The sequence below is a fragment of the Mucilaginibacter sp. NFX135 genome (assembly GCF_048565145.1).
GTDB lineage: Bacteria > Bacteroidota > Bacteroidia > Sphingobacteriales > Sphingobacteriaceae > Mucilaginibacter.
In genome coordinates, this window is record NZ_CP183412.1 from 2,268,961 (window position 1) to 2,291,000 (window position 22,040).

Sequence of the window (22,040 nt, forward strand, 5' to 3'; positions counted from 1 at the left end):
GTTAGCTTTTATGTAATTCACGGGATTTTTCAATCTCATATTCCAGTTCCGGATCAATGTTTTGAGCTTCAACTTTTCTTGCTTTTTCCCGCAGGTTTTCTTTATGCGTTTGCAGGTATTCGAGCTTTTCTTTACCGTAAGAAAAACGGGTTATCAATACAAAAAGAACAGGGACGATAAATATAGCCAGCGTTGAAGCTGCGATCATACCGCCTAAAACGGTAAAACCAATGGTTCTTCGCGCTACCGCGCCTGCACCTGTAGCCAATACCAAAGGCAATACACCCAAAACAAAGGCAAGCGAGGTCATGATGATCGGGCGTAAACGAAGGCTCACGGCTTCCAGCGTTGATTTGATCAGCTCTTCGCCCATATCTACCCTTACTTTGGCAAACTCCACAATCAGGATCGCGTTTTTGGCCGCGAGACCGATCAACGTGATGAGACCAATTTGAGCGTATACGTTATTGGTTAAACTCGGCACCAGTATCAAGGCAAGAATTGCTCCCATAGCACCCACAGGTACGGCCAGCAGTACGGAAAAAGGAACCGACCAGCTTTCATACAATGCCGCCAGGAAGAGGAATACGAAAGTGATAGAAAAGAGGAATATATAAATGGTGGTTGAACCCGCCTTGATCTCCTCATAACTCAGACCCGAAAACTCGTACTCGTAACCTTGCGGTAAAACTCTTTTAGCCAGTTCCTGCATGGCTGCAATGGCTTCGCCGCTGCTATGACCAGGTGCTGCTGAGCCATCAACCTCCGCGGTACGGAAGATATTAAAATGCGATATCAGCGGTGGCGCGTCAACAGGTTTATAACTGATGAGCGTTCCCAGCGGAACCATATCGCCGGCCTGGTTACGTACATAGTATTTGTCCATATTGCCAACCACTTTTCTAAAGGCGGTATCAGCCTGTACCACCACGTGAAATGTGCGGTTGTAGGTAGTGAAGTCATTGATATAGAGGCTACCCATATACGCCTGGATAGTAGTAAACACATCAGCTACATTTACACCCAGCTTTTCACATTTTTCCCGGTCAACGGTTAAACTATAATTAGGGGTATGGGCAGTGTAAAAGCTGAAAGCTTTGCTGATGACCGGATTTTTATTGGCCTCGGCAACAAAGTTTTTCACCACTTTTTCAAAATCCTGCAGGTTATCCGAGGTGTTACGCTGTTCTATCTGCAAACTAAAGCCTACAGTTGTACCAATACCCGGAAGGGGAGATGGTTGGATAACCTCTACGTTTGCATCTCTTATACCGGCATCGGCAATACGTTTTTGCAACTCGCCGATAATTCCGGGCACTTGTTCGGTGGATTTGCTACGCTCGTCCCAGGGGGCAAGCTGGCAATAAATGGTGCCGTTGTTGGAGTTACTGGCGTTGGTTACCACGTTGAGGCCTGATAGCGCTGCGTAATGGGCTACACCGGGCGTCGATCCGATCACTTTCATGAGTTTCGACATCACATCAACGGATGCAGCTGTAGAAGATGCCGGCGGTAGTTGGAAGGTCACATACAAATTGCCATCATCTTCAGACGGAATAAAGCCTGATGGTTTATGCTGAAACATAAAATAAGTCCCAATACAAATACACACCAAAATGATCACCACAAAGCGCGATGCTTTGATGCTCTTTCGCACACCCTCGGTATAACTGGCCGTTACCCGGTCAAACCAACTGTTAAATTTAAAGAACCATTTATTGATACCTTTTGCTTCTTTGTCAATATGTGATGGTTTCAGTAACAGGGTACACAGTGCCGGCGTTAATGACAATGCGATAAATGCCGATATGATCACCGATATGGCGATGGTAATAGCGAATTGCTGGTACAAACGGCCCACAATGCCTGGGATAAACCCAACCGGGACAAACACCGCCGCCAATATCAGCGCGATGGCAATTACCGGTGCCGAGATATCCTTCATGGCCTGGTAGGTAGCTTCTTTAGCTGACATGCCATCATGATCGATGTAGTGTTGCACAGCTTCCACCACAATAATGGCGTCATCTACCACAATACCAATCGCCAGTACAAACCCAAACATAGTTAAGGTATTGATCGTGAATCCTAAGGGGATGAAGAAACAGAATGTGCCAAAAATAGATACCGGGATAGCCAATACCGGGATTAGTGTCGATCGCCAGTTTTGCAGGAAAAGGAATACCACAACAGCAACCAATGCCAGGGTTTTTAATAGTGTGCCCACTACGTCTTCCATAGATACCTTAACCACGGTAACCGATTCAAATGGAACTTTGTATTCTACATCCGAAGGGAAATTGGTTTTTAATTTGGCCAGGGCGGCGTACACACCATTGGCGGTTTCCAACGCATTGCTGCCCGGTGCCTGGTAAATCTGCAGATAGGATGCTTTATGCCCATCGACAAATGAGTTACTTGAAAAAGTAAATTTGCCCAGCTCAACCCGGGCAACATCTTTCAGGTAAACCAATTGGCCTGTTGCCGGTACCGTTTTTACAATAACTTTTTCAAACTCCGATACTTTACTTAAGCGACCGTTAACCAGGATACCCAACTCATAGGTCTGGCTTGATGCTTGGGGTGGCACACCTGCCGTACCCGCTGCTACCTGCACGTTTTGGGCGTTAAGCGCATTAATCACGTCTTGCGGGGTTAAGCTGTAAGCCGCCATTTTATCCGGATTCATCCAGATCCGCATACTGAAATCATCAGTAAACCGGTTGATACTGCCTACGCCTGGTACGCGCAATAAAGCATCCTGTATAAATATATTAGTGTAGTTATCCAGAAAGGTGATGTTATGTGTTCCTTTCGGGGCATAAATGGCTACCATCATCAGCATACTGGGATTAACTGCCCGTACAGTAAGTCCGAGCCGACTTACTACGGCCGGTAGCAAGGGAGTAGCGATACTTACCCTGTTTTGAACATCAAGCGCGGCAACGTCAATGTCCGTTCCCATTTTAAAGGTTACATTCATGCTCATTTGCCCGTTATTGGTGTTATTACTTTGCATATATTCCATGCCTGGAGTTCCGTTTACCTGTTCTTCAATAGGGGTGGCCACGGTTTGTTCAACGGTTTGCGCATCGGCACCGGTAAACTGACCGTTCACCTGTACAATAGGCGGCGTAATATCCGGATATTGATCTATCGGTAAAAGCAGTATACTTACTGTACCGGTAATGATCAGTACAATAGATATAACTATAGCAGTTACAGGTCTTTTAATGAAGGTATTAGCAATCATACAATACTTTGTCTAAAAAATTTCAGATTGTGTTTTTTGGCGATGCGATTAGCGTCCGCCCTTACCACCTGCTGATGGTGCAATCTTATTAGCAGTTGTGATCCGCGAGCCGTCATGTAACAGCTGCACACCGTCAACCACGATCCGTTCTCCACTGTTAATGCCGCTTTTAATGATCATGTTAGGTCCAATAGTTTGACCAACCTGAACCTTTTTCTGTACGGCTATCAGTTTCTTTATTTTCCTTTTAGCTGAATCGGCACCGGCTTTTGGGTTATTCATCAGGCTGTCTTTCGCGGTATATACAAAGTACTCGCCCATTTGCTCAACCACAGCTTTGCCGGGAACCAGCAACTGAGGCCCTTTCTCCTGGTTATGAACCCGCACCACGCAGCTCATACCAACCCTAAGCATCCCTTTAGGATTTGGAAATACCAACCTGATAGTAATAGAGCCCGTTTGCGAATTAACCGCACGATCTATCACCGAAATTTTTCCGTTGATTGGGTAAAGTGAATTATCGGCTAACAGAATAGTGAAAAGCGAATCGGTAGTTTGATGTTTGTTTTGCTGTAACAGCTCAAAGCGGGGCAGTTGCTTTTCGTTGATCACAAAATCAACGGCCATCGGGTCATCTGTGGATATCGTGTTCAGCACAGTAGATCCGCTTGTAACCACATTGCCCAGTTTTACCTGACTAAAACCTATGGTGCCATCAAAAGGGGCGTATACGGTTGCATAGTTTAAATTTGTTTTGGCCGTTTTTACCGCCTGATCTGCCGATTTAACCTGGCTCTGCGCGTTTTGCAGCGTAATTACCGCATGGTCGTAAAGTTGTTTGGCAACAGCATTATACTTATTTAAGTACTCATAACGGTCGGCATCCTGTTGCGACTGTATCAAAGTTCCTTCGGTTACCTTACGGTTGGCTACCGCGGCATCATAGCTGTCCTGGTATATGCGCCTGTCTATTTCATACAGTTTCTGTCCTTTTTTAACGTGACTACCTTCTGTGAAAAATATACCTGTTACAGCACCCTGTACCTGCGGAAGCAGCGTAACCTGACTAAGTGCAGCCGTGGTTGAAGGGTATTGATCGTAATACAACACATGTTTTTCCTTAACCTTAAATAAGTTAACAGGAACTTCAGAATTAACAGGTGGTTGTTTTTTATTGCACGCTGCCAGAATAATAAGGCTTATAAAAATGGCATTTAAAAATACTCTTTTCATGGAGTTGGTTTTTTATATTAATAAGTGATATCTCCCATTGCTTTTTCCAGGTCAATTTTGCTCGATAGCAGCTGGAACAGCGCGTTGGTATAATTTATTTCGGCGGTAATTAAGTTCGATTCGGCGGTGATTACATTCAGGTAAGCCACAATGCCCTGCTTGTATTGAAGATCGACCACAAAGTATACCCGTTTGGCCATAGCCACATTTTTCTGCTGAACATTAAAGTTGTAAAGGTTGCTCCGGTAATCGGCTAATCCTGTGGCGTACTCTTTATGTAATTGCAGCTTCAGATCAGCTTCATCCCAACCGATCAGCTGTTCTTGCAAATGCGATTTGTGCAGATTATGCAAACGGGCAAAACCGGTAAATATGGGTATGCTAACTGACAGTCCCACCAACGAACTTGGATAAGCTTTGGATAAAAGACTCGGAAAATTATTGTTAGCGAACTGCGCACTGTAATTAAAGAATCCAGATACTGTAGGTAAAAACTGATATTTGTAATAGCTGCTTAATTTGGTTTGCAGATCTTTCCGGGTTTCTATCTGCTGATACTCTATCCGTTTTTCATATTGTAATTGCTTTGTGGTATCAATCTGTATATCGCTCATCATTTGCGCCGTATCAATACTTACATTGAAATCCTTATCAGGCTCATAGCCCATCAGCTGTTTTAAGGCAGCATACTGAGGCACTACATTTTCATTGGCCTGCTTAAGCTGAGCCCTGGAGTTGTTGAGAGTAATGGTAGCTTGCAGGTAATCTGTTTCGTCAACAATGCCACCTTTATATTGGTGGTAAGTATCGCGAAGGTTTTTACCCAGGCGGGTGGTATCTTCCTTTAAAACATTGATCTGCTGCAGCGTAAGTAATACATTATAAAACGACTTGCTTACTGCCGATACCAGAAATATTTTCGTGCTATCGGTTACTTGCTGGGCTTGTTTAACCAACAGAGGGGCAGTTTTAGCGGCATATAATAAATTAGGGCTCACTATGGCTTGTGTAACCGCCAACTCGGGAATAAATGTATTGGAATAGCTTGAACGCACATTAGTGGTTGAGCCGGTACCCGTACCGGTACTGCCGGTAGTGGTACCACCAGTACCTACGCCTGTTGATATATTGGCGTTGGATTGCTGTATATAATGGATCAGGTTACCATTGGCATTGGCCTGGGGCAACCATGCCGATAAATTAATAGCGTTGGTTGTTTTGGCAATATCGACATTGATCAGCGATTTGTTTAAAGCCGGTTGATGGATCATAGCATAGTCGATGCACTGTTTGAGTGTCAGATACTGATCAGTGCTGTTGCCTGGATTTGTGGCATTCGGTATAACAGGAAAGCCAACTTTATTGGTGTCCGGGATATTATCCGGAACGGGGTACGATTTGGGTTTAGGTTTACCGTTTTGCGCATGAACGCTCAACGATAAAAATAACATACCCGCGAGTACAACGAAAGGGTTGCGGTTTATATTAAACTGTATTTTATTCATTTCAAAACATGTTGTTTGTGTTTTTCAACACATCCGTATTTAGTTTTATCAGGAAGAGGGTTCGATCGATAATTTTTCCTGTTTGTTTGGAGTAACAAATTTTTGAACTATATGAACGAACCGGATATGCCGCATTGCTCTGCGAAAAGTGAGAAAACAGACATATCATGGACCGGAACTTCTATCAATTTAGAAGCTTCAATCAATATAGCAGGAAATAGCAGGAGATGGTCAGATTCTAAGCGTGCACAATCTCAGATATGAACTCTGTAATAGAATGCCCGGCTGACTTAAATGAGTGTTACGCTTTTTAATTATAGCCAACGAGATAAGGCTAACTAAAAAGAATGAAAAAATAAGGGAAAAAGCCTTATTCGGAGGAGTTATTAAAGCTCTGCGGTGGTTTTCGATGCCTCGCTGAAAAGGTGTCCTTACATTACCCGCGCTGTGATTTTTATGAAGAAGATCTATACTTGAAGACAATTGGGATTTGTTGATCGGGGTATAGAACTTAGGCATAGACGCGATGTGGATCAAAGATACAGCCTGTAATATCACTAAGAGTGATAAAACAATACATTGCCTTATGATTTGTTTCCGCGTTTTCACAACATAACTTTAACTGCTGTAAAAATACAGTTTTAACTATCAACTGTTTTGTAATTATTTAGATACAGAAAATAATAACTAAAATAAAGCTAAGGCCCCTTCGGCCAGTTGTTCCCATTTGCTGATGGTTGTATCCATTCCCAGCATATTCGCTATCATAGTATAAATTTCAGTTGGGGTTTTACCGTTTTGGCGTAGGTAACGTACCGAAGTTGCTCCTGCCGACTTGGACAGTTTTTGGTTCAGCTCATCTGTAAGTAATGGATGATGGTAAAAAGTAATGTTCTGAAATTCTTTTTTGCCAAGAGCCAGTGCCAGTTCATGTTGAGCCAGGGTTGATGGCCAAAGATCCTGCCCGCGAATGATCAGATCGACCCCATAATGCATGTCATCTACTACCGAAGTAAGCTGATAGGCAGGATACCCATCCTTTTTCCTGATCACAAAATTTTGCATATCTGCCGGTAAAATGGTGTTAACGGTTTGGTTGTTATAACCCTGAATGGTTAGTCCGCGGGTGTTATGGGTATGCAGGCGCCATGCAGTATCTTTTGTATCCATGGAAATTTTACGGTCAAAACAGGTACAGGTTTCCTTTTCGAGCTGTTTGCGCGAACAGGTGCAGGCAAATAGCGATCCATTATTTCTTAGTTGCTTAATAACCTCCGAGTAAAGTTCCAGCCGGTGTATTTGCGAGTAAACGTTCTTAAATTCTTCGGCGTTACGGGGGCCTTCGTCCCAAGGTATCTCTAAAAAGTTCAGCGTGTCAAAAATGTCCTGTATATACGCTTGTTCTGCACGGGCCTGGTCCATATCATCAATCCTTAAAAATACTTTAGCTCCATGCAGCTTCGCCAGTGCAGCTGTAAGGGTAAACGACAGTACATTACCCAAATGTAAAAAACCACTTGGAGTAGGGGCTATGCGGGTTTTGTGAAAACGAACAAGCTGATCAGGCATTTAAAATATGAACTTTATATATTAACTTCATCCAAAATAATACAAATAAACCCGTTCCGGAAAGAAAATACTTATCCCTTATTATTTGTTGCAACTATTTACCAAGATATAGCGTCTCCTAAAAAACAATCGAATTATGAAAAGAAAAATCTTTATCCTGTTTGTGTCAGCTATATTCATGCTGACCTTAAATACCTTCGCCCAAAGTGGGCAAACCAGGTCTGTTTCTGGCTTTAACAGTATTGAATCAGGAGGCCCCTTTAATGTACACGTTAAAATTACCGGCACCGAAAGTGTTCGTCTGGACATTGATGATGATGTGGTAAATGATGTTAAAACCGAGGTTGAAGGCGGTGTTTTAAAAATAGGTTTCCGCCATAATTTTTCGTTACGCAACCATAACATCAAACGTGGCGACATTTATGTTACCGCCAAGTCACTCAGTGCCCTGGCCAACAGTGGTTCAGGAAATCTCGACCTTGATGGAGTTTTAACAGGCCAAAATGTATCAGTTATCTTAAGCGGATCGGGCAATATGCGTGCCGCCGTAAAAGCATCTACACTGGAATCGCGCATTAGTGGTTCAGGTGGTATTGACCTTAAAGGTAGCACTGATGCTGCGAAATTTCGTATCAGTGGTTCGGGCGAGATCAATGGTAAAGGTTTAACTACCGAAACGCTTACTGCTACCATTAGCGGTTCAGGCGGTATATCAGTGGTAGCTAATAAAACCCTATCCGCACGTATTACCGGCTCTGGAGGAGTAACTTACTCCGGCAACGCTACCATTGCCGAAACCAGGTACACCGGCTCGGGGAGGGTCAATAAAGTGAACTAATCTCCCTTAATTTATAGCAACAGAAAACCGTTGGCAATGTGCCAGCGGTTTTTCTGTTTTGATGCCTGTCAAATTAATTACTTTATCAGTGATGGGCAATTGTTCTTACCTCAACGGTATTTCCTTCTCCCTGTAATACTGGGCAGCCTTTTGCAAATTCGACGGCCTCATCAACATCATCTGCTTTTACAATAATGTAGCCACCTAAGGTTTCTTTAATTTCACCAAATGGGCCATTGGTAACCGTTTTGTCAGCGTGCACAACCCGTGCATCATTAAAGGGCAGGCCGGTGCCGCTTACAAATTTATTTTTGGCGGCAATGGTGGCTATCCAGTCCATGGTTTGTTTCATCCAGATTTGTATTTGCTCTGGTGAGGCCACTTTTTGGCCGTCTTCATGTCTGAAAATTAATGCGTACTCTTTCATTTTCTTAATTTTTAAAGGTTGATTGATCAATGAATTATACAACGATATCAAACGGACTTTCATTAATTGGACATCTTTTCAAAAAAATAAAAAAAATAAATTATGCCGATGCAATACCGAGAATTACAGCGCGGTTCTGAGATACAATTTATTTGACCCTACCCATTGGGAATTTTATGGCGCGTTGCTTCCCTTTGTATGTCCCCGAAATTTCGGCCATCAGGCTGTCTTTGCCGATGAGGTTATAGCTGATCTTTTGCGGAAAATCATGTTCCGGGTTCTCGAAAACAAAGCCCTCTGCCGATGCCGTGGTCATGGTAAAAATTACCGGTTTTCCCTCATTCTGATTTTTGACGGTAGGAATATAAAGCAGGTTATCATGACGCTCTTCCAGCCGAATGTGTTCGGCAGATACCGTATCCGTGCCTCTTAATACATAGCTTTTACCCAGGAAGGTGGAATCGTTCAGCTTTTTCCAGCTTTCGGTGCTTATGCCCCTTGCTGTTTTGTTTTGCCAGTCACCCAATAGCCAGACAGCCTTTTTAATGTGCTGCTGCTTTTTGTGGCCATTGGTACCTGGCTGCGCCAACGCTATATTGGCTGTAATAACTCCTAAGCCGAGTAGCGAAAGAGCAAATTTTAAAAAAATGTTCATGATTGCAGATATTTAGAGGGTTGTGATAATTTAATTGTACTATAAAGATAATATCCTCACCAGGTAATATATCGGTGATGGACACTTTTATATTGAATTATAGTTGATTAGTTTAGGTTTATTAGGATTTAAGATGTTATATATTAGTATATTAGATGGACAATTGTCAGCTCAATAAACCTAACAACCTATTCACTATGTACAACAATTACTACCTGCATAAAATTATTTTAGTAACCGGTGGGGGCTCGGGTATGGGCCGGGCGCTATGTGAAAAGCTTGCCAAAGTTGGGGCTACAGTGATTTGTACCGACATCAATACCCAAAACGCCGATGAAACCGTAAGCTTGATAACACAAAGTGGGAAAAACGCTGTCGCCCGCAAACTGGATGTTGCTCAATTATCCGATTTTGAAGCGATAATAGCCGATGTTGTAAAAGAACATGGCCGCGTGGATATGATATTTAACAACGCGGGAATAGCCATAACCGGCGAATTGCGCGATATCAGTATCGACCAATGGAAAAAGGTGCTTGATATCAATTTTTATGGTGTGCTCTATGGCTCACAAACAGCTTATCAATACATGATAAAGCAGGGTAGCGGCCATATTGTTAATACATCCTCCCTGGCTGGTGTGGTGGGGTATATCCCTTTGATTACGCCTTATAGCGTATCCAAACACGCTGTTGTAAACTATACCCGTTGCCTGCGGCAGGAAGCAAAGCTGTTTAATATTAAAGCAAGCATCGTTTGCCCCGGACTGATCGACACGCCCATCATCGGCAGCTTGCCTGCAGTTAACGCCGATCCAAGCTGGAACCGCGACTCGATAAAACAATTTGAACCCGGAATGCCTGCAGAAGAGGCGGCTCATCATATTTTAAAGGGTGTAGCTCAAAATAAAGAGATTATACTGTTTCCGCAGATGGCCCGTACCATTTTTCTTTTTGCCCGCTACTTAAAACCGGGCTACCTGAAAATGGCATTAAAAGAATTGAAAAGATTTAGGGAGAATTACCGTTTTAATGGTCATAACTGATTATCCGTGTAATTTTCCATTCATTGTTTTTGTATTGCCATACATGTAAAAATTTCATCAGGCCCACTACTTCTTTACCATTTTCCATATGGGTGAATCTGTGCATGCCTACCTCAATAGCGCCATAATCTTTAATGGGATAAACTTCCAGGCTGCCTTTTACCAGCTCTCTTTTTAAGCCCGAATTGTTATTGTTGGCAAAGTTTTTTTCAAAAGCCTGTATATTTTGCTCATAATTGGTTAGGCCTCCCAGGTCATGGTAAAACTCTAAGCTTGGGGAAAATACCTTTTTTAGCGTTTCCAGATCCCGGGTATTATAAGCGTCGAAACAAACGCTGTCCATATGCAAAATGGTATTATACAGTTTTTGGTCTATATGTTTTTGGGTGGCTTGAGCTTGTACATTATTGCCCAAAAATGTGCAGGATAGCAAAAAAGTGATGGCTATCAGGAAACGGTATATCCGTATTTTCATGTTTTTTATTTTATTGACGTTTGTAACTGTTTACCCGTTACAAAAAATCATGGATTGATAAGCAGTTTCCGGAAAGCCGTACTATCGCCCCTGAATATATTAAAATCAACTTTTTGATTGATGCCGTTAATGCGCGCTTTATCAGAGTGTTGCCAAAATTGCCAGTTGGTTTTGTTGCTGATATTTAACACAGGCTGGTAATAATGTGCTATCCAAAGTGTGTAATCATCAAAATAGCCCTGCAGGTAATCCTGGTAAAAGCTGATGTTGGTATAAATAATGGGTTTTACACCCGTTTTATTTTCAATCTGATTTACAAACGACATCAGCTGCTCGCGCATTTTAGCCGGCGGGGTTCTGTAAAGCTGCTCTACATCAACCACCATAGGCAGATCGCCTTTTTCCATCTTTACGGTTTGCAGAAAGAACCTGGCCTGCCATATGCCGCTTTTCTGCGGCAGAAAGTAATGATACGCCCCGCATATGATCCCCGCTTTAGGCGCTTCGCGCCAGTTACGCTGAAAGTAGGGATCTACACTTAAAACCCCCTCTGTGGCCTTTATAAAGGCAAAAGTGATATGCACATCGTCATCATTCATGGCTTTTACCTTTTGCCAGTTTATTTTGCCCTGGTACGATGACACATCGATGCCGTGAACGGTAAAACCTGCCGGGATACGTACGTTGAAGTTTTTGTAGGTACGATAACGGGTATCCTGCCCTATATCCAATACCCAGCGCCAGGTAGCGCTAAAACTCCGTAAAACATAGCCATAATAAAAAGGTGAAAGCAGGATGAGTAACAGTCCGACTATAGCTATTCGCCAGTATATGGTGGTTTTTTGATCCTTTTTCTTTTGGGCCACGGTTTTTCTTTTAGCAGGAGCTTTCTTTTTCACCGGGACAAAGGGGTTGGGAATTTCGGTAACTTTTTTTTCGGTAGGTGGCACGGCACAAATTTACAAAAATGCCGGTATGCCATAGTCAATTCGCTATAATATATTGCGTGGGTTGTTTTTAATGTGCGCTATTTTAAGCTGGAACATCTGGGCCATTTTACCTGCCCGCCATTTGGCCTCATCCGCTTTTTCGCCCTGGAACAAGCTATCTACCGTGGCCGAGAATAAGTTAAGCCAGGCTTCAAAATGCTGCTCATCTACCGGTAAACGGGCATGGGGCGGAAAAGGCGCGCCGTTATAGGTATATTGCTCCAGCAGTACGGTTTGCCAAAAGGTATACATTTTTTCGAGATGGGGTAGCCAGTGCCCGCCCAAACGTTCGGTAAATATAGGGGCGAGTAAAGGATCAGCAGCTACGTGGGTATAAAAAGTATCTACCAGTAGTTTGATATCATCCAATGTGGCTATGTCGTGTTTGGGTTCCATAATTACTCGATACAAAAGTGGTGTTTTGAGGCGACAAATATTTAATGACGAAGTAATTTTTGACGCCTCGGTTTTTTTATGATAATGCTGTCCAAAAACTTTTTAAACCTTAAATTTTAACACTTTTCCGCTCAAAAGCGGACTAAAAACGCTTAAAAATTGATCCAAAACCATCGATTTTAACACTTTTTAACAAATTTTAATGCGGTTATGATCGGTTTTGAAAACTTTAAAAAGTGGTAACCTTATTTTTTATCAAACGATCGATTTTTGGTCTTGTTTTATCCTTAACAAACAGCCTGGTGCCCTTGATAAATGAGCACCGGGCCGCGGTTTTATACGATATACGAAAATTGAGGTGGAGTAGCAAATGGCGGATCTATTACCACTAATTGATACTGTAAAAGAAGCTTCTTAATTCATCAGCAAAAACATCCGGTACTTCCAGGGCGGCAAAATGCCCTCCTTCGTTCATTTTTTTAAAGCTGGTCACATGCACAAAACGTTCTGCCCATTCTTTGGGAAATTGTGCTTCCCTCGGGAATACCGATACACCCGCGGGTACATTGCTTTTTTGCAGAGGTTTTGCACTACCCCATTGTGCTATTGCATCCACCTTGTACATTTTAACGGAGGTAGCTATGGTTTGTGTAGTCCAGTAGATCATGATATTGGTTAGCAATTCATCCCTGCCGCCAAATGCTTTTTCCAGGATCTCTGGAGAGGCCCCCGAGTTACCGAAACTGAGTATCCAGGCAGCAAGTGCTGCGGGCGAGTCATTCAGGCCGTAAGCCAGCGATTGTGGTTTTGTGCCTTGCACCATGGCATATGCGCCTTCGCTGTACCACCACTGCTGCACAATCTGTGCAAATTGCTTTTCGGCTTCGGTCATGGTGTTGGGGTCTTCCTGGCCCATGGGGTAACCAATATCTGTAAAATGCACGCCCCCCACCGCATCAGGATATTTTGATGCAAGGGCCTTGGTAACGCCCATGCCTACATCGCCACCAGCCGCGTAAAATTGGCTATAGCCCAGGTTTTCGGTCATCAGTACCTTCCACAGATCGGCAACTGCTTCGCTGGTGATAGCCGTTTTTTCGGAGAAGCCGAAGCCCGGGATAGATGGAATAACCAGATCGAAACTTTGATCGCCCTGGGTTAATAAAGGGATGATCTTGTGGAAACGATAATAGCTATCCGGCCAGCCATGGGTTAACAAAAGCGGCCTGGAGTTTTTGCCCTCGCCCTTAATGTATTGAAAATGAATTTTTACACCATTTACATCAGTTGTGTATTGCGGATACTTGTTCAACTCTGCTTCTTGTTTGCGCCAATCGTAATGATTGATCCAGTAATTTACCAGCTCTTTCAGATAAGTTTCGCTGGTACCGAAGTTCCAGCCGGAGCCCTCTGCTTCACCGGGCCAACGGGTGTTTTTTAAACGGTTTTCCAGATCATCTAACACGGATTGAGGTACAGATACCTTAAATGTTGTTGTGTTTTTCATTGTTGATATTTTAGGAGTTTGTGAATGGCAGATTGTTGCGCCGCATAATAGCGACGCGAAAAAGAGTTTGAAATTTGCTCATAGCAGTTTATGTTTTGTTTGAACAAAATATATTCAATGAATGTCACTCCACCCCGAGCCTGTACCACTTTCTCAAATACGTATAATGCTCCCTAAATGTAACAAACGCGATACAAATAATTTAAAGAATAAGCTTTTTGGGCAAAGTAGGGGAGAGAGTCAAGATATAAGAGTCAAGAGTCAAGAGTCGAGAATCAAGACAAAACACACGCGTTATTGCGAGGTATAAAGCAATCTCTAAGCTATACAGGACGTTTTGCATGGCGTATATCCGCTCTTGGCCGTGGGAGGGCAAAGTGGGCAGAACCACGGGCTGCAATTATTTTGCTCCATTTCGTTAACACAATCCCGGGCTGCAGCAAAAACTTGCAATGCCCCTGCAACCGCACATGACCACCATTGTTCTGCCCGCTTTCGCCCGAAGCTGTTCTGCTGACTGGGAAGGAAAAAATGGTTGTTCTTAATCAATAATTCACTAAATCACTAATTCAATAATTAAGATACTTATCCAGGTAACCGCTTTTTTTCAGAAAATCTGGATAGTCTTTAATATTCAGGATTTCATAGATGGCCTGTTTTTTATCTTTTGCCTTTGCATAATAGTGGGCGCAGATCTGGTAGCCCATCCAATAGCCCAGGTCGTTCGGACGATCATCTTTTTTAGAAGTTCCGTAAAGCCAGTCGTTACGCTCGGTGCCGTTCATGATGGAAACAAACTCTTTGCAAAGCCGGGCGGTATTCGCATTACCATAGTTGTTCGCGGCATCGTCGCCACGGGTTCCGGATATCAGTTCACCTATAAAGTCGGCACTGCCCTCTATTATGCTTTGTTGTAGTAAGGTCGGGTTTTCGCTGGTTAGGTTCTGTTGAAAATGGATGAGTTCATGCGCTACAATGCCCGGTAAGCCATCAATATTGTTTTGCATTTCGGCACCAATAAATAATCCTTGATCGCCGGAAGTCCCGCCTGAATTATACGCACCGATCACAAAGTAAACCGGTGGGAATTTGGCCTGCGGATATAAATATTTTAAAGCATAAAAAGTGCTCCGGCATTGTTTTTCCTTTTCTTTTATGCGTAAAGTGTTTGCCCTTACTTTTTCATAATCAGCCTGCCGCTTCTTTACCATTTTGTATAAGTTATCGGCACTGCGGATGCGGTAAGGGGTAAAGCCTTTTACGCCCTCGCTGCCAATGTCGATGTATTCTTTGCCAAATGTGTTTTGAGAAGTATCCTTTTTAAAATGGTCAAAAGCTTTCCAGAAATTATCAATATCGCCGGTCACAAAGCGCGCGCTGTCGGGCAAATTGGAAAAACCGTTTTGCGCGAAGCCATGGATGTAAAAATTGAGCAGTAAGGCTGTAAGGATGATGGATTTCAGGTGTTGACGCATGTTGAGATAATAGTTTTGTATGCAAGACGCAAAAGGAATAAAAAAGGTTGCATTTTTTTGATTGAATTATTTTAGGCTTCTTTTTTCTTAACACGTCATTGCGAGGAACGACGTGGCAATCCCTCAATTACAGAGCGAACCTGCATATCGGGGATTGCCACGCTGCGCTCGCAATGACGGGTGTATTAATAGTATGAGTTGGATAAGCCAGCCCTTCTTTTCTTTATGACTTTCTGTAGATAAAACAATTCTTAACTTTGTAAGGTAAACTTACAAGTTTACTTGATGAATTATGACAGAGCAAAAAGATATCCTGCTGGCTTCTGAGCTGCGTACCGTGGTAACACGGCTGATCAAAAAACTGCGTAAACAATCATCCACAGCCGATAAACTATCGCTCACTGAGCGGTCGATCATCGCGCTTTTGGATAAACATGTGGAACTGCTGCCCAATGAACTGGCCGCGATGGAGAAGATCACCACGCAAAGCATGTCGCAAATACTGAGCAAGCTGCAGCAGATGGATTTGATCAAAAGGCGTATTTCTGAAACGGATAAACGCAAGGCCATCATCTCCTTATCCGATCTTGGTCGTACCCTGCTTTACCAGGTACGGAGCGAGCGCAACGAATGGCTTAACAAAGCCTTAGATGCCACCTGCACAGCAGAGGAAAAAGCATTGCTGAAACAAGCCATTGGCCCCCTAACCAAATTAGTTGATTTTGATTGATGAAAGATCAAAGCTGAAAAAAATCACTAATTCAATAATTCACTAATTCAATCATTGCAAAGGATGAACATAAGCACATTTAATGCCTTTAAGAGCCGCAACTACCGGTTGTATTTTGCCGGGCAGTCCATATCGTTAGTTGGTACCTGGATGCAGAAAACCGCGGTAAGCTGGGTTATCTACTCGCTTACCCACTCGGAGTTTATGCTGGGGCTCACCCTGTTTGCCAGTTTGTTCCCCTCGTTTTTATTCTCGTTCCTGGGCGGCGTAGTGGCCGACCGTTATAACCGTTACCGTTTGCTGCTGCTCACACAGGCGGCATCCATGATACAGGCGCTGCTGCTTACCGCGCTGATATTCTGGGGGTATTATGTGGTGTGGGAGATCATCGCGCTGAGTGCAGTGCTGGGTTTTATCAACGCGTTCGACGTGCCAGCCCGGCAATCATTGGTGTATGAGATGGTGGATAACAAAGCTGATCTGCCTAATGCCCTCGCCCTCAATTCATCCATGGTTAACCTTTCCAGACTTATCGGCCCCGGTATAGCCGGACTTGTGCTGGAGAAATTTGGCGATACCGTATGTTTTGGCGCAAATGCCTTCAGCTTTATAGCTGTAATCGGTTCCTTACTGATGATGCGCTTACCCAAAATGGAGACCAAGAAACACGATAAAAATATTTTCTCCGAACTGAAGGAAGGTTTTGTTTATATCAGCAATACGCCGTCTATCAAATCCATACTCATTATGCTGGCGGCTATCAGCTTACTGGTACTGCCCTTTAGTACGCTAATACCGGTGTATGCCAAGGATATTTTTAAAGGCACTGCATCCACCTTTGGTGTTTTGGATAGTTTGATAGGTTTGGGCGCGTTTTCGGGAGCTATTTACCTGGCCTCGCTTAAACCCGGCCATAACCTCAAAAAGATCCTGGCTGTTAACACGCTGATATTTGGCGGCGGACTGGTAGTATTTTCGCACATGCCCAATTATCCGTTGGCTCTGCTGTTCGCGGCGGTTACCGGTTTCGGGATGATGTCGCAGATCACCATCAGCAACACGCTGATCCAAACTACGGTGGCGCCGGATATGCGCGGCCGGGTGATCAGCTTTTACGCCATGGCATTTTTTGGCATGCAACCACTGGGTGGTTTGCTGGTAGGGGCGGTGTCGCAATGGATAGGTACGGCCGATACCGTGATGCTGGAAGGTATAGTAGCCCTCATCATTGGTATACTGCATTTTCGTTTCCTGCGCAAAACACAACTCCACAAAGATACCGTGCATACGCTGGAACAGCAGCCTATTAATACGCTTGCATAGTTTAGCAGTTTAGTATCAAGTAGCGAGTATCAAGTATCACGACTGAATGATGATTTGCGCTGTCCGATTGACTTACCTCTGATTGACTATGTTTGTTTTTTCTGCGACTACAGTAAAGTGACAACAGCGTTTGCTGCAGGTACCGGTAGTTGAAAACTACCGGCATAATCGTCCGAAGTCAGAGACTTCGGACAGCGGGGTTCTCTGACTTTGGATTAACTATGTTTGTTTCTGAGACTTCAGTAAAACGGCAACAAAGTTTGCTTCAGGTACCGGTAGTTGAAAACTACCGGCATAATCGTCAGAAGTCAGAGAATCGGATAGCGGGCTCATGACAGGGTACTTGCGGAAGTAAACACCCTGTTAGTAGTTTAAATTACCCTTTAAACTATTTCAAATCTGTAACATTTTTTAATGGAAATGAAATTGATTTGCTTTTAGTGAAAGCCCGAATTATTTCTTCAACTTTAATTGATTTAAATATGTAAAGTGCTTGTAATCTGATGAGTATATGTTATATTTATATAACTAAACTCTTATCAAATGAAAAAAATATTAATACTGATCGCGTTGATCCAGGCATCAACCATCGTATGCGCTCAAGACTCTCCAACTGTAGGTGCGTTATACAAGTTTATATCCCCGATGACGCTTGCCAAATGTGATGAAAATGGTAAAGCAGTAGCCGACACCTCGCATCATTCAGTTGCAATTGGCTGGCAGTTTATCGTACAAAAAGTTGTTCCAAAAGGTATCATTATTTCATTTGCCCAATGGCGTGTATCTGATGTTTCGGCAAAAGGTGGCGAAACTGCGAGAGACAAATCTAATAAAAGCCTTAATGATAAGTATTTTGGTTCAACTGATGTTCCTATTTACTTTCTGATTTCAGCTGCCGATTTAAAAAGCGCCGTAAGATTACAACATGCAGGTACTGTTTCGTTGGTTACCGGCGCCAGCTTTATAAAATTCAGACCGGGAAGCGGCAAACCCATATCTAAGGATGGAAAGGATTATTACAAAAACACGGATATAAGTAATGATTTTACGCTTTCATTACTCGCTTCGGTTAAACTGAGTAAGGCAGGAGCAAATACAGATTTCTTTGGCTTGTTTGGTGTTAATTTCAGTTCTATAAAAGTTACTCCGGCCACCTCTCAGGGTTTTTTAGCTTCTGAAACCAATGTGGGCTCAATAGCGCCAACAATAGGGTTTGAATACCAGATAGACAGGGTTCAATTTGGCTTGTTATCTGGTATTGATGTATTGACCGGAGACGTAAACCGATATTTTGTTTACAGAGGCCGGCCATGGATATCTTTAGGTATTGGATTTTCCATTTTAAAGGGATATGGCACTTCTGCCGATAACAAGAATTAATTATACTGTATCCTAAATATTTTTGCCTGCCATTCAGGTAGTTACTTTGAATCAACCGGAGAATCTTTTGCGGTGTACCAATCTCAGCGGTATACGGCAGAAGATTTTTTGCTATAGAGTAATTCACTATAATTCACTTAAGAACCGGTATAAATAAATACCAAAATGTAGGTATAGATACATAGTTGGAAGCTATATACTTTTGAACTCCCCTGAAAGTACATTAATATCATAACTCATTTACCTATGAAAAATTTATTAGTTCTGTTGTATTTACTATCTGCTGTGATGATAGTTTCCTGTTCAAAAAGTGATAAAGTAAACCCAAGCCCACAAGATATTTTAAATAAGAAAATCTCTGACATCCTACCTCAGCAATACATTGATACCCTGGCAAAATTGGGCCTGACGGTAAATCAGGGTACAACGCCGCCCAATGTGGAGGGCGCTTTTAGTATCGCGCCATTAATATTGAAAAACAGTAATATCAAAACCGATTATCCTGGTAAAAGCTTTCATGATGCCAGCGTAAAATTCTTTGAACAAAGCACCAAGGACTTTGGAATAAAATTAGTCGGAAAGTTTTTCCTTAATGCTGCGGATACCAGTATCACTACAGCTATCTCCGGTAGCGGCAATAATTTTACTGTTTATGGAAAGGTAAAGTCTGTTTCTGCTGATAAAAGTAAATTTGCTTATTTCGGGATACTACTGTCCGGAACAAAAGATGGTACAGATTTAAAAAACGTTACTTACGGTATCATCAATATCGACAACAAAAACGGAACTGGCGTATTCATCAACGAAGGGCAGGGCAGGGTTGCTTATGATAAGGACCTGGTTTCGGGATCCATAAACTTTGATGCTGTTTCGTCGCTTAAAAACCGAGAAAGGGTGTTTCTTGCAGCGCCATCCAAACCGTAGTTGTTTACCCTGCTGCAACAAGTGTCCTGCATCATAATCACAGGGCACTTGCGTTGGCGCAGTCTTTTTATTGAAGTTTATTTATAGATTTAGCTTCCGTTTATACCGGAACGGGTTCTATCGAAGAATAAGCATGCAGTCATTAAATCAACTTTTTACTCATTTTGAAAATTATCTTCCGCTTGATGATGTAGAAAAAAAGGAATTGAGCCATCGTGCAGTGGAACGAAACATTAAGCGCCGGCAATTTATTTTGCAGGAAGGGGATGTTTGCAAGTATTTCACCTTTGTAATTTCCGGCTGTTTTAAGATGTATGGGGTTGATAAAAACGGGACCGATCATATTATTCAATTCGCCTCAGAAAATGAATGGATAGCGGAGATAGGCAGCTTTTATTCCAATAAACCCAGTCGGCTTTATATTGAGGCTATGGAGCCTTCGGTGATTTTGCAGATAGAAAGATTGAATTTGTTTCATCTGTACAGCAACTTCCCCAAGTTCGACCGTAACTTCCGGGTGATCATGGAGAATAAGGTGATTGATCTGGAGAACAGGATATTGCAAAACATCAGTTCCACAGCAGAAGAAAGATATCAAAGCTTTTTAGAACAATACCCCCGGCTTGCAAACCGGATCCCCAATACACAAATTGCCTCCTATCTGGGTATAACGCCCGAATTTTTAAGCAAGATCCGTAATAACATCGCCAAAAAGTAACACCCTTAAACTACATTAAGGGTATTTCTTAAACTTGTTTGTAGGTGACTCCTTTCTTATTGCATCATTTTTGCACTGTTATTAAACAATAAGCAGTTGAAAATAATCAGCACCATGAAAGCAGCAGTAACCCCTAAAGCGGGTAACCCCGACGTAATAGAAATACAGGAGAAACCAAAACCCGAAGTGAAACCAGGCTGGATCCTGATCAGGATAAAAGCGTTTGGCATCAACCGGTCGGAGATATTTACGAGACAGGGACATTCGCCAAATGTAAAGTTCCCCAGGATACAGGGCATCGAATGTGTAGGCGAAGTGGAAGAAGATGCTTCCGGAACCTATAAAAAAGGACAGAAAGTAGCCGCGTTGATGGGCGGTATGGGTCGTGATTTTGACGGAGGCTATGCCGAATATGCCGCGGTTCCTTTGGAAATTACTTTTCCTTTTGAAAGCGATCTGCCCTGGAATGTATTGGGGGCTATACCTGAGATGTTCCAGACGGTATCCGGATCGCTTACCCAGGCTTTGGAAGTTCAAAAAGGCGAAACACTATTAATTCGTGGCGGAACGTCATCTATCGGGATGCTGGCCTGCCAGTTAGCCAAACACTATGGATTAACAGTGATTGCCACCACCCGAAACCCTGATAAAGAACAGCATCTGAAAGCAAATGGCGCCGACTATGTTTTAATTGACAACGGTGGGATTAACGGCAAACTAAAAAGCTTGTTTCCGCAGGGTGTTGATAAGGTGCTCGAGCTCATTGGTACGGTAACACTCAAAGATTCACTGAAATGTATCCGGGAAAAAGGTACGGTTTGTATGACCGGGATATTAGGTAACGAGTGGACGATGAAGGAGTTTACACCAATGGGGGATATTCCTTCTTTAGGCCGGTTAACGATTTATGGTGGCGATGCGGGCAATTTAAATCAGGATCTGCTGCAGGATTTTATCAATACAGTGGCCAAAGGCGAGATCAATTTAAACATTGATAAAGTATTTAAACTAAATGAGATCGTAGCGGCGCATACTTATATGGAAAGTAACCAGGCTAAGGGGAAAATAGTAGTAGAAATATAAGCACTTGCGGGAGCTATAAGGAGAGATGGCTCAGCCAATTAATTTTTTATATTTATCATTAAAAGCTTAACCCCTTAAAAATGGCAAACGGTAAAAAAAATTGGTATCAAAGGCATACAGAATCGCTTGCCTTCGGGCAACGCCTGGCTGATTCTGTGGCAAGCGGCATGGGGTCATGGCGATTTATCATCATTCAAACCATCATTGTGGCCGTGTGGATGTTGCTAAACGTTGTGGCTCTTGTCGGTCACTGGGATCCATATCCTTATATTTTATTAAACCTGTTGTTTTCTACCCAGGCAGCCTATGCCGCGCCGATCATTATGATGGCCCAAAACCGTCAGAATGAACGCGACCGCGCCCAGGCCAATGAGGATTTCCGTACCAATGTGGAGGCCAAAAAGGAAATTGAGGAATTACAGCTGCGCCTGAATGCCATAGAAGCAGATAAGCTCGACAAGATTCTGGCCCTGTTGGAAAAATTGGATAAAAATAGTTGAGTAATTGGCGCGAGTAC

At 42.9% G+C, this 22,040-nt stretch carries 20 protein-coding genes; 9 read left to right on the top strand and 11 right to left on the bottom strand.

Annotated features, from left to right (window positions below):
* Position 1 precedes the first annotated feature (1 nt).
* The 4 genes from ACNURT_RS09795 to ACNURT_RS09810 all read right to left on the bottom strand — a co-directional run bounded on the left by ACNURT_RS09795 (position 2) and on the right by ACNURT_RS09810 (position 7,560).
* On the bottom strand, positions 2 to 3,253 hold the full coding sequence (locus ACNURT_RS09795) for an efflux RND transporter permease subunit (protein WP_419701586.1): 3,252 nt from the start codon (positions 3,251 to 3,253) through the stop codon (positions 2 to 4).
* 48 nt (positions 3,254 to 3,301) lie between these two features.
* Positions 3,302 to 4,486, bottom strand: a complete 1,185-nt coding sequence (locus ACNURT_RS09800) for an efflux RND transporter periplasmic adaptor subunit (protein WP_419701587.1) — start codon at positions 4,484 to 4,486, stop codon at positions 3,302 to 3,304.
* A 17-nt stretch (positions 4,487 to 4,503) separates the two neighbouring features.
* Positions 4,504 to 5,991 (bottom strand): TolC family protein, encoded by a 1,488-nt coding sequence (locus ACNURT_RS09805; RefSeq protein ID WP_419701588.1) that lies wholly within the window; start codon positions 5,989 to 5,991, stop codon positions 4,504 to 4,506.
* A gap of 687 nt (positions 5,992 to 6,678) precedes the next feature.
* Positions 6,679 to 7,560, bottom strand: coding sequence for a glutamate--tRNA ligase family protein (locus ACNURT_RS09810; protein ID WP_419701589.1), 882 nt, complete (start codon positions 7,558 to 7,560; stop codon positions 6,679 to 6,681).
* A gap of 136 nt (positions 7,561 to 7,696) precedes the next feature.
* Here ACNURT_RS09810 and ACNURT_RS09815 point away from each other — a divergent pair, with 136 nt between their 5' ends.
* On the top strand, positions 7,697 to 8,398 hold the full coding sequence (locus tag ACNURT_RS09815; protein WP_419701590.1) for a head GIN domain-containing protein: 702 nt from the start codon (positions 7,697 to 7,699) through the stop codon (positions 8,396 to 8,398).
* A gap of 85 nt (positions 8,399 to 8,483) precedes the next feature.
* On the opposite strand, the gene ACNURT_RS09820 is transcribed toward ACNURT_RS09815, so the two are convergent.
* Together ACNURT_RS09820 and ACNURT_RS09825 are read right to left on the bottom strand one after the other, a co-directional pair.
* Entirely contained in the window at positions 8,484 to 8,825 is a 342-nt protein-coding gene (locus ACNURT_RS09820; protein WP_419701591.1) for a YciI family protein, read from the bottom strand.
* 148 nt (positions 8,826 to 8,973) lie between these two features.
* Positions 8,974 to 9,480 (bottom strand): DUF6265 family protein, encoded by a 507-nt coding sequence (locus tag ACNURT_RS09825; protein ID WP_419701592.1) that lies wholly within the window; start codon positions 9,478 to 9,480, stop codon positions 8,974 to 8,976.
* A gap of 197 nt (positions 9,481 to 9,677) precedes the next feature.
* On the opposite strand from ACNURT_RS09825, the gene ACNURT_RS09830 reads away from it, so the two are divergent.
* Positions 9,678 to 10,523: an SDR family NAD(P)-dependent oxidoreductase gene (locus tag ACNURT_RS09830; RefSeq protein ID WP_419701593.1), complete on the top strand. Its 846-nt coding sequence runs from the start codon at positions 9,678 to 9,680 to the stop codon at positions 10,521 to 10,523.
* On the opposite strand, the gene ACNURT_RS09835 is transcribed toward ACNURT_RS09830, so the two are convergent.
* From ACNURT_RS09835 to ACNURT_RS09855, 5 genes are all read right to left on the bottom strand, one after another.
* Entirely contained in the window at positions 10,507 to 10,998 is a 492-nt protein-coding gene (locus ACNURT_RS09835; protein WP_419701594.1) for a nuclear transport factor 2 family protein, read from the bottom strand. The two genes, ACNURT_RS09830 and ACNURT_RS09835, sit on opposite strands and share 17 nt — an antisense overlap.
* 47 nt (positions 10,999 to 11,045) lie before the next feature.
* A complete protein-coding gene (locus tag ACNURT_RS09840; protein WP_419701595.1) occupies positions 11,046 to 11,948 on the bottom strand; it encodes a glycoside hydrolase family 25 protein in 903 nt (300 codons plus the stop codon).
* A gap of 42 nt (positions 11,949 to 11,990) precedes the next feature.
* Positions 11,991 to 12,383, bottom strand: a complete 393-nt coding sequence (locus tag ACNURT_RS09845) for a group III truncated hemoglobin (protein ID WP_419701596.1) — start codon at positions 12,381 to 12,383, stop codon at positions 11,991 to 11,993.
* A gap of 388 nt (positions 12,384 to 12,771) precedes the next feature.
* A complete protein-coding gene (locus ACNURT_RS09850) occupies positions 12,772 to 13,890 on the bottom strand; it encodes an epoxide hydrolase family protein (RefSeq protein ID WP_419701597.1) in 1,119 nt (372 codons plus the stop codon).
* Positions 13,891 to 14,459: 569 nt separating this feature from the next.
* Positions 14,460 to 15,365, bottom strand: a complete 906-nt coding sequence (locus tag ACNURT_RS09855) for a DUF2268 domain-containing putative Zn-dependent protease (protein WP_419701598.1) — start codon at positions 15,363 to 15,365, stop codon at positions 14,460 to 14,462.
* 292 nt (positions 15,366 to 15,657) lie between these two features.
* Here ACNURT_RS09855 and ACNURT_RS09860 point away from each other — a divergent pair, with 292 nt between their 5' ends.
* The 7 genes from ACNURT_RS09860 (at position 15,658) to ACNURT_RS09890 (ending at position 22,023) form a co-directional block, all read left to right on the top strand.
* Positions 15,658 to 16,095 carry a MarR family winged helix-turn-helix transcriptional regulator gene (locus ACNURT_RS09860; RefSeq protein ID WP_419701599.1) on the top strand — a complete coding sequence of 146 codons (438 nt, stop codon included), beginning with the start codon at positions 15,658 to 15,660 and terminating at the stop codon, positions 16,093 to 16,095.
* 63 nt (positions 16,096 to 16,158) lie between these two features.
* A complete protein-coding gene (locus ACNURT_RS09865) occupies positions 16,159 to 17,418 on the top strand; it encodes an MFS transporter (protein WP_419701600.1) in 1,260 nt (419 codons plus the stop codon).
* A gap of 543 nt (positions 17,419 to 17,961) precedes the next feature.
* Positions 17,962 to 18,798 carry a hypothetical protein gene (locus tag ACNURT_RS09870; protein ID WP_419701601.1) on the top strand — a complete coding sequence of 279 codons (837 nt, stop codon included), beginning with the start codon at positions 17,962 to 17,964 and terminating at the stop codon, positions 18,796 to 18,798.
* A gap of 246 nt (positions 18,799 to 19,044) precedes the next feature.
* Positions 19,045 to 19,722 carry a hypothetical protein gene (locus ACNURT_RS09875; protein WP_419701602.1) on the top strand — a complete coding sequence of 226 codons (678 nt, stop codon included), beginning with the start codon at positions 19,045 to 19,047 and terminating at the stop codon, positions 19,720 to 19,722.
* Between the two features lie 133 nt (positions 19,723 to 19,855).
* Positions 19,856 to 20,440, top strand: a complete 585-nt coding sequence (locus ACNURT_RS09880) for a Crp/Fnr family transcriptional regulator (protein WP_419701603.1) — start codon at positions 19,856 to 19,858, stop codon at positions 20,438 to 20,440.
* A gap of 114 nt (positions 20,441 to 20,554) precedes the next feature.
* A complete protein-coding gene (locus ACNURT_RS09885) occupies positions 20,555 to 21,523 on the top strand; it encodes a zinc-binding alcohol dehydrogenase family protein (protein ID WP_419701604.1) in 969 nt (322 codons plus the stop codon).
* Between the two features lie 80 nt (positions 21,524 to 21,603).
* A complete protein-coding gene (locus ACNURT_RS09890) occupies positions 21,604 to 22,023 on the top strand; it encodes a DUF1003 domain-containing protein (RefSeq protein ID WP_419701605.1) in 420 nt (139 codons plus the stop codon).
* Positions 22,024 to 22,040 lie beyond the last annotated feature (17 nt).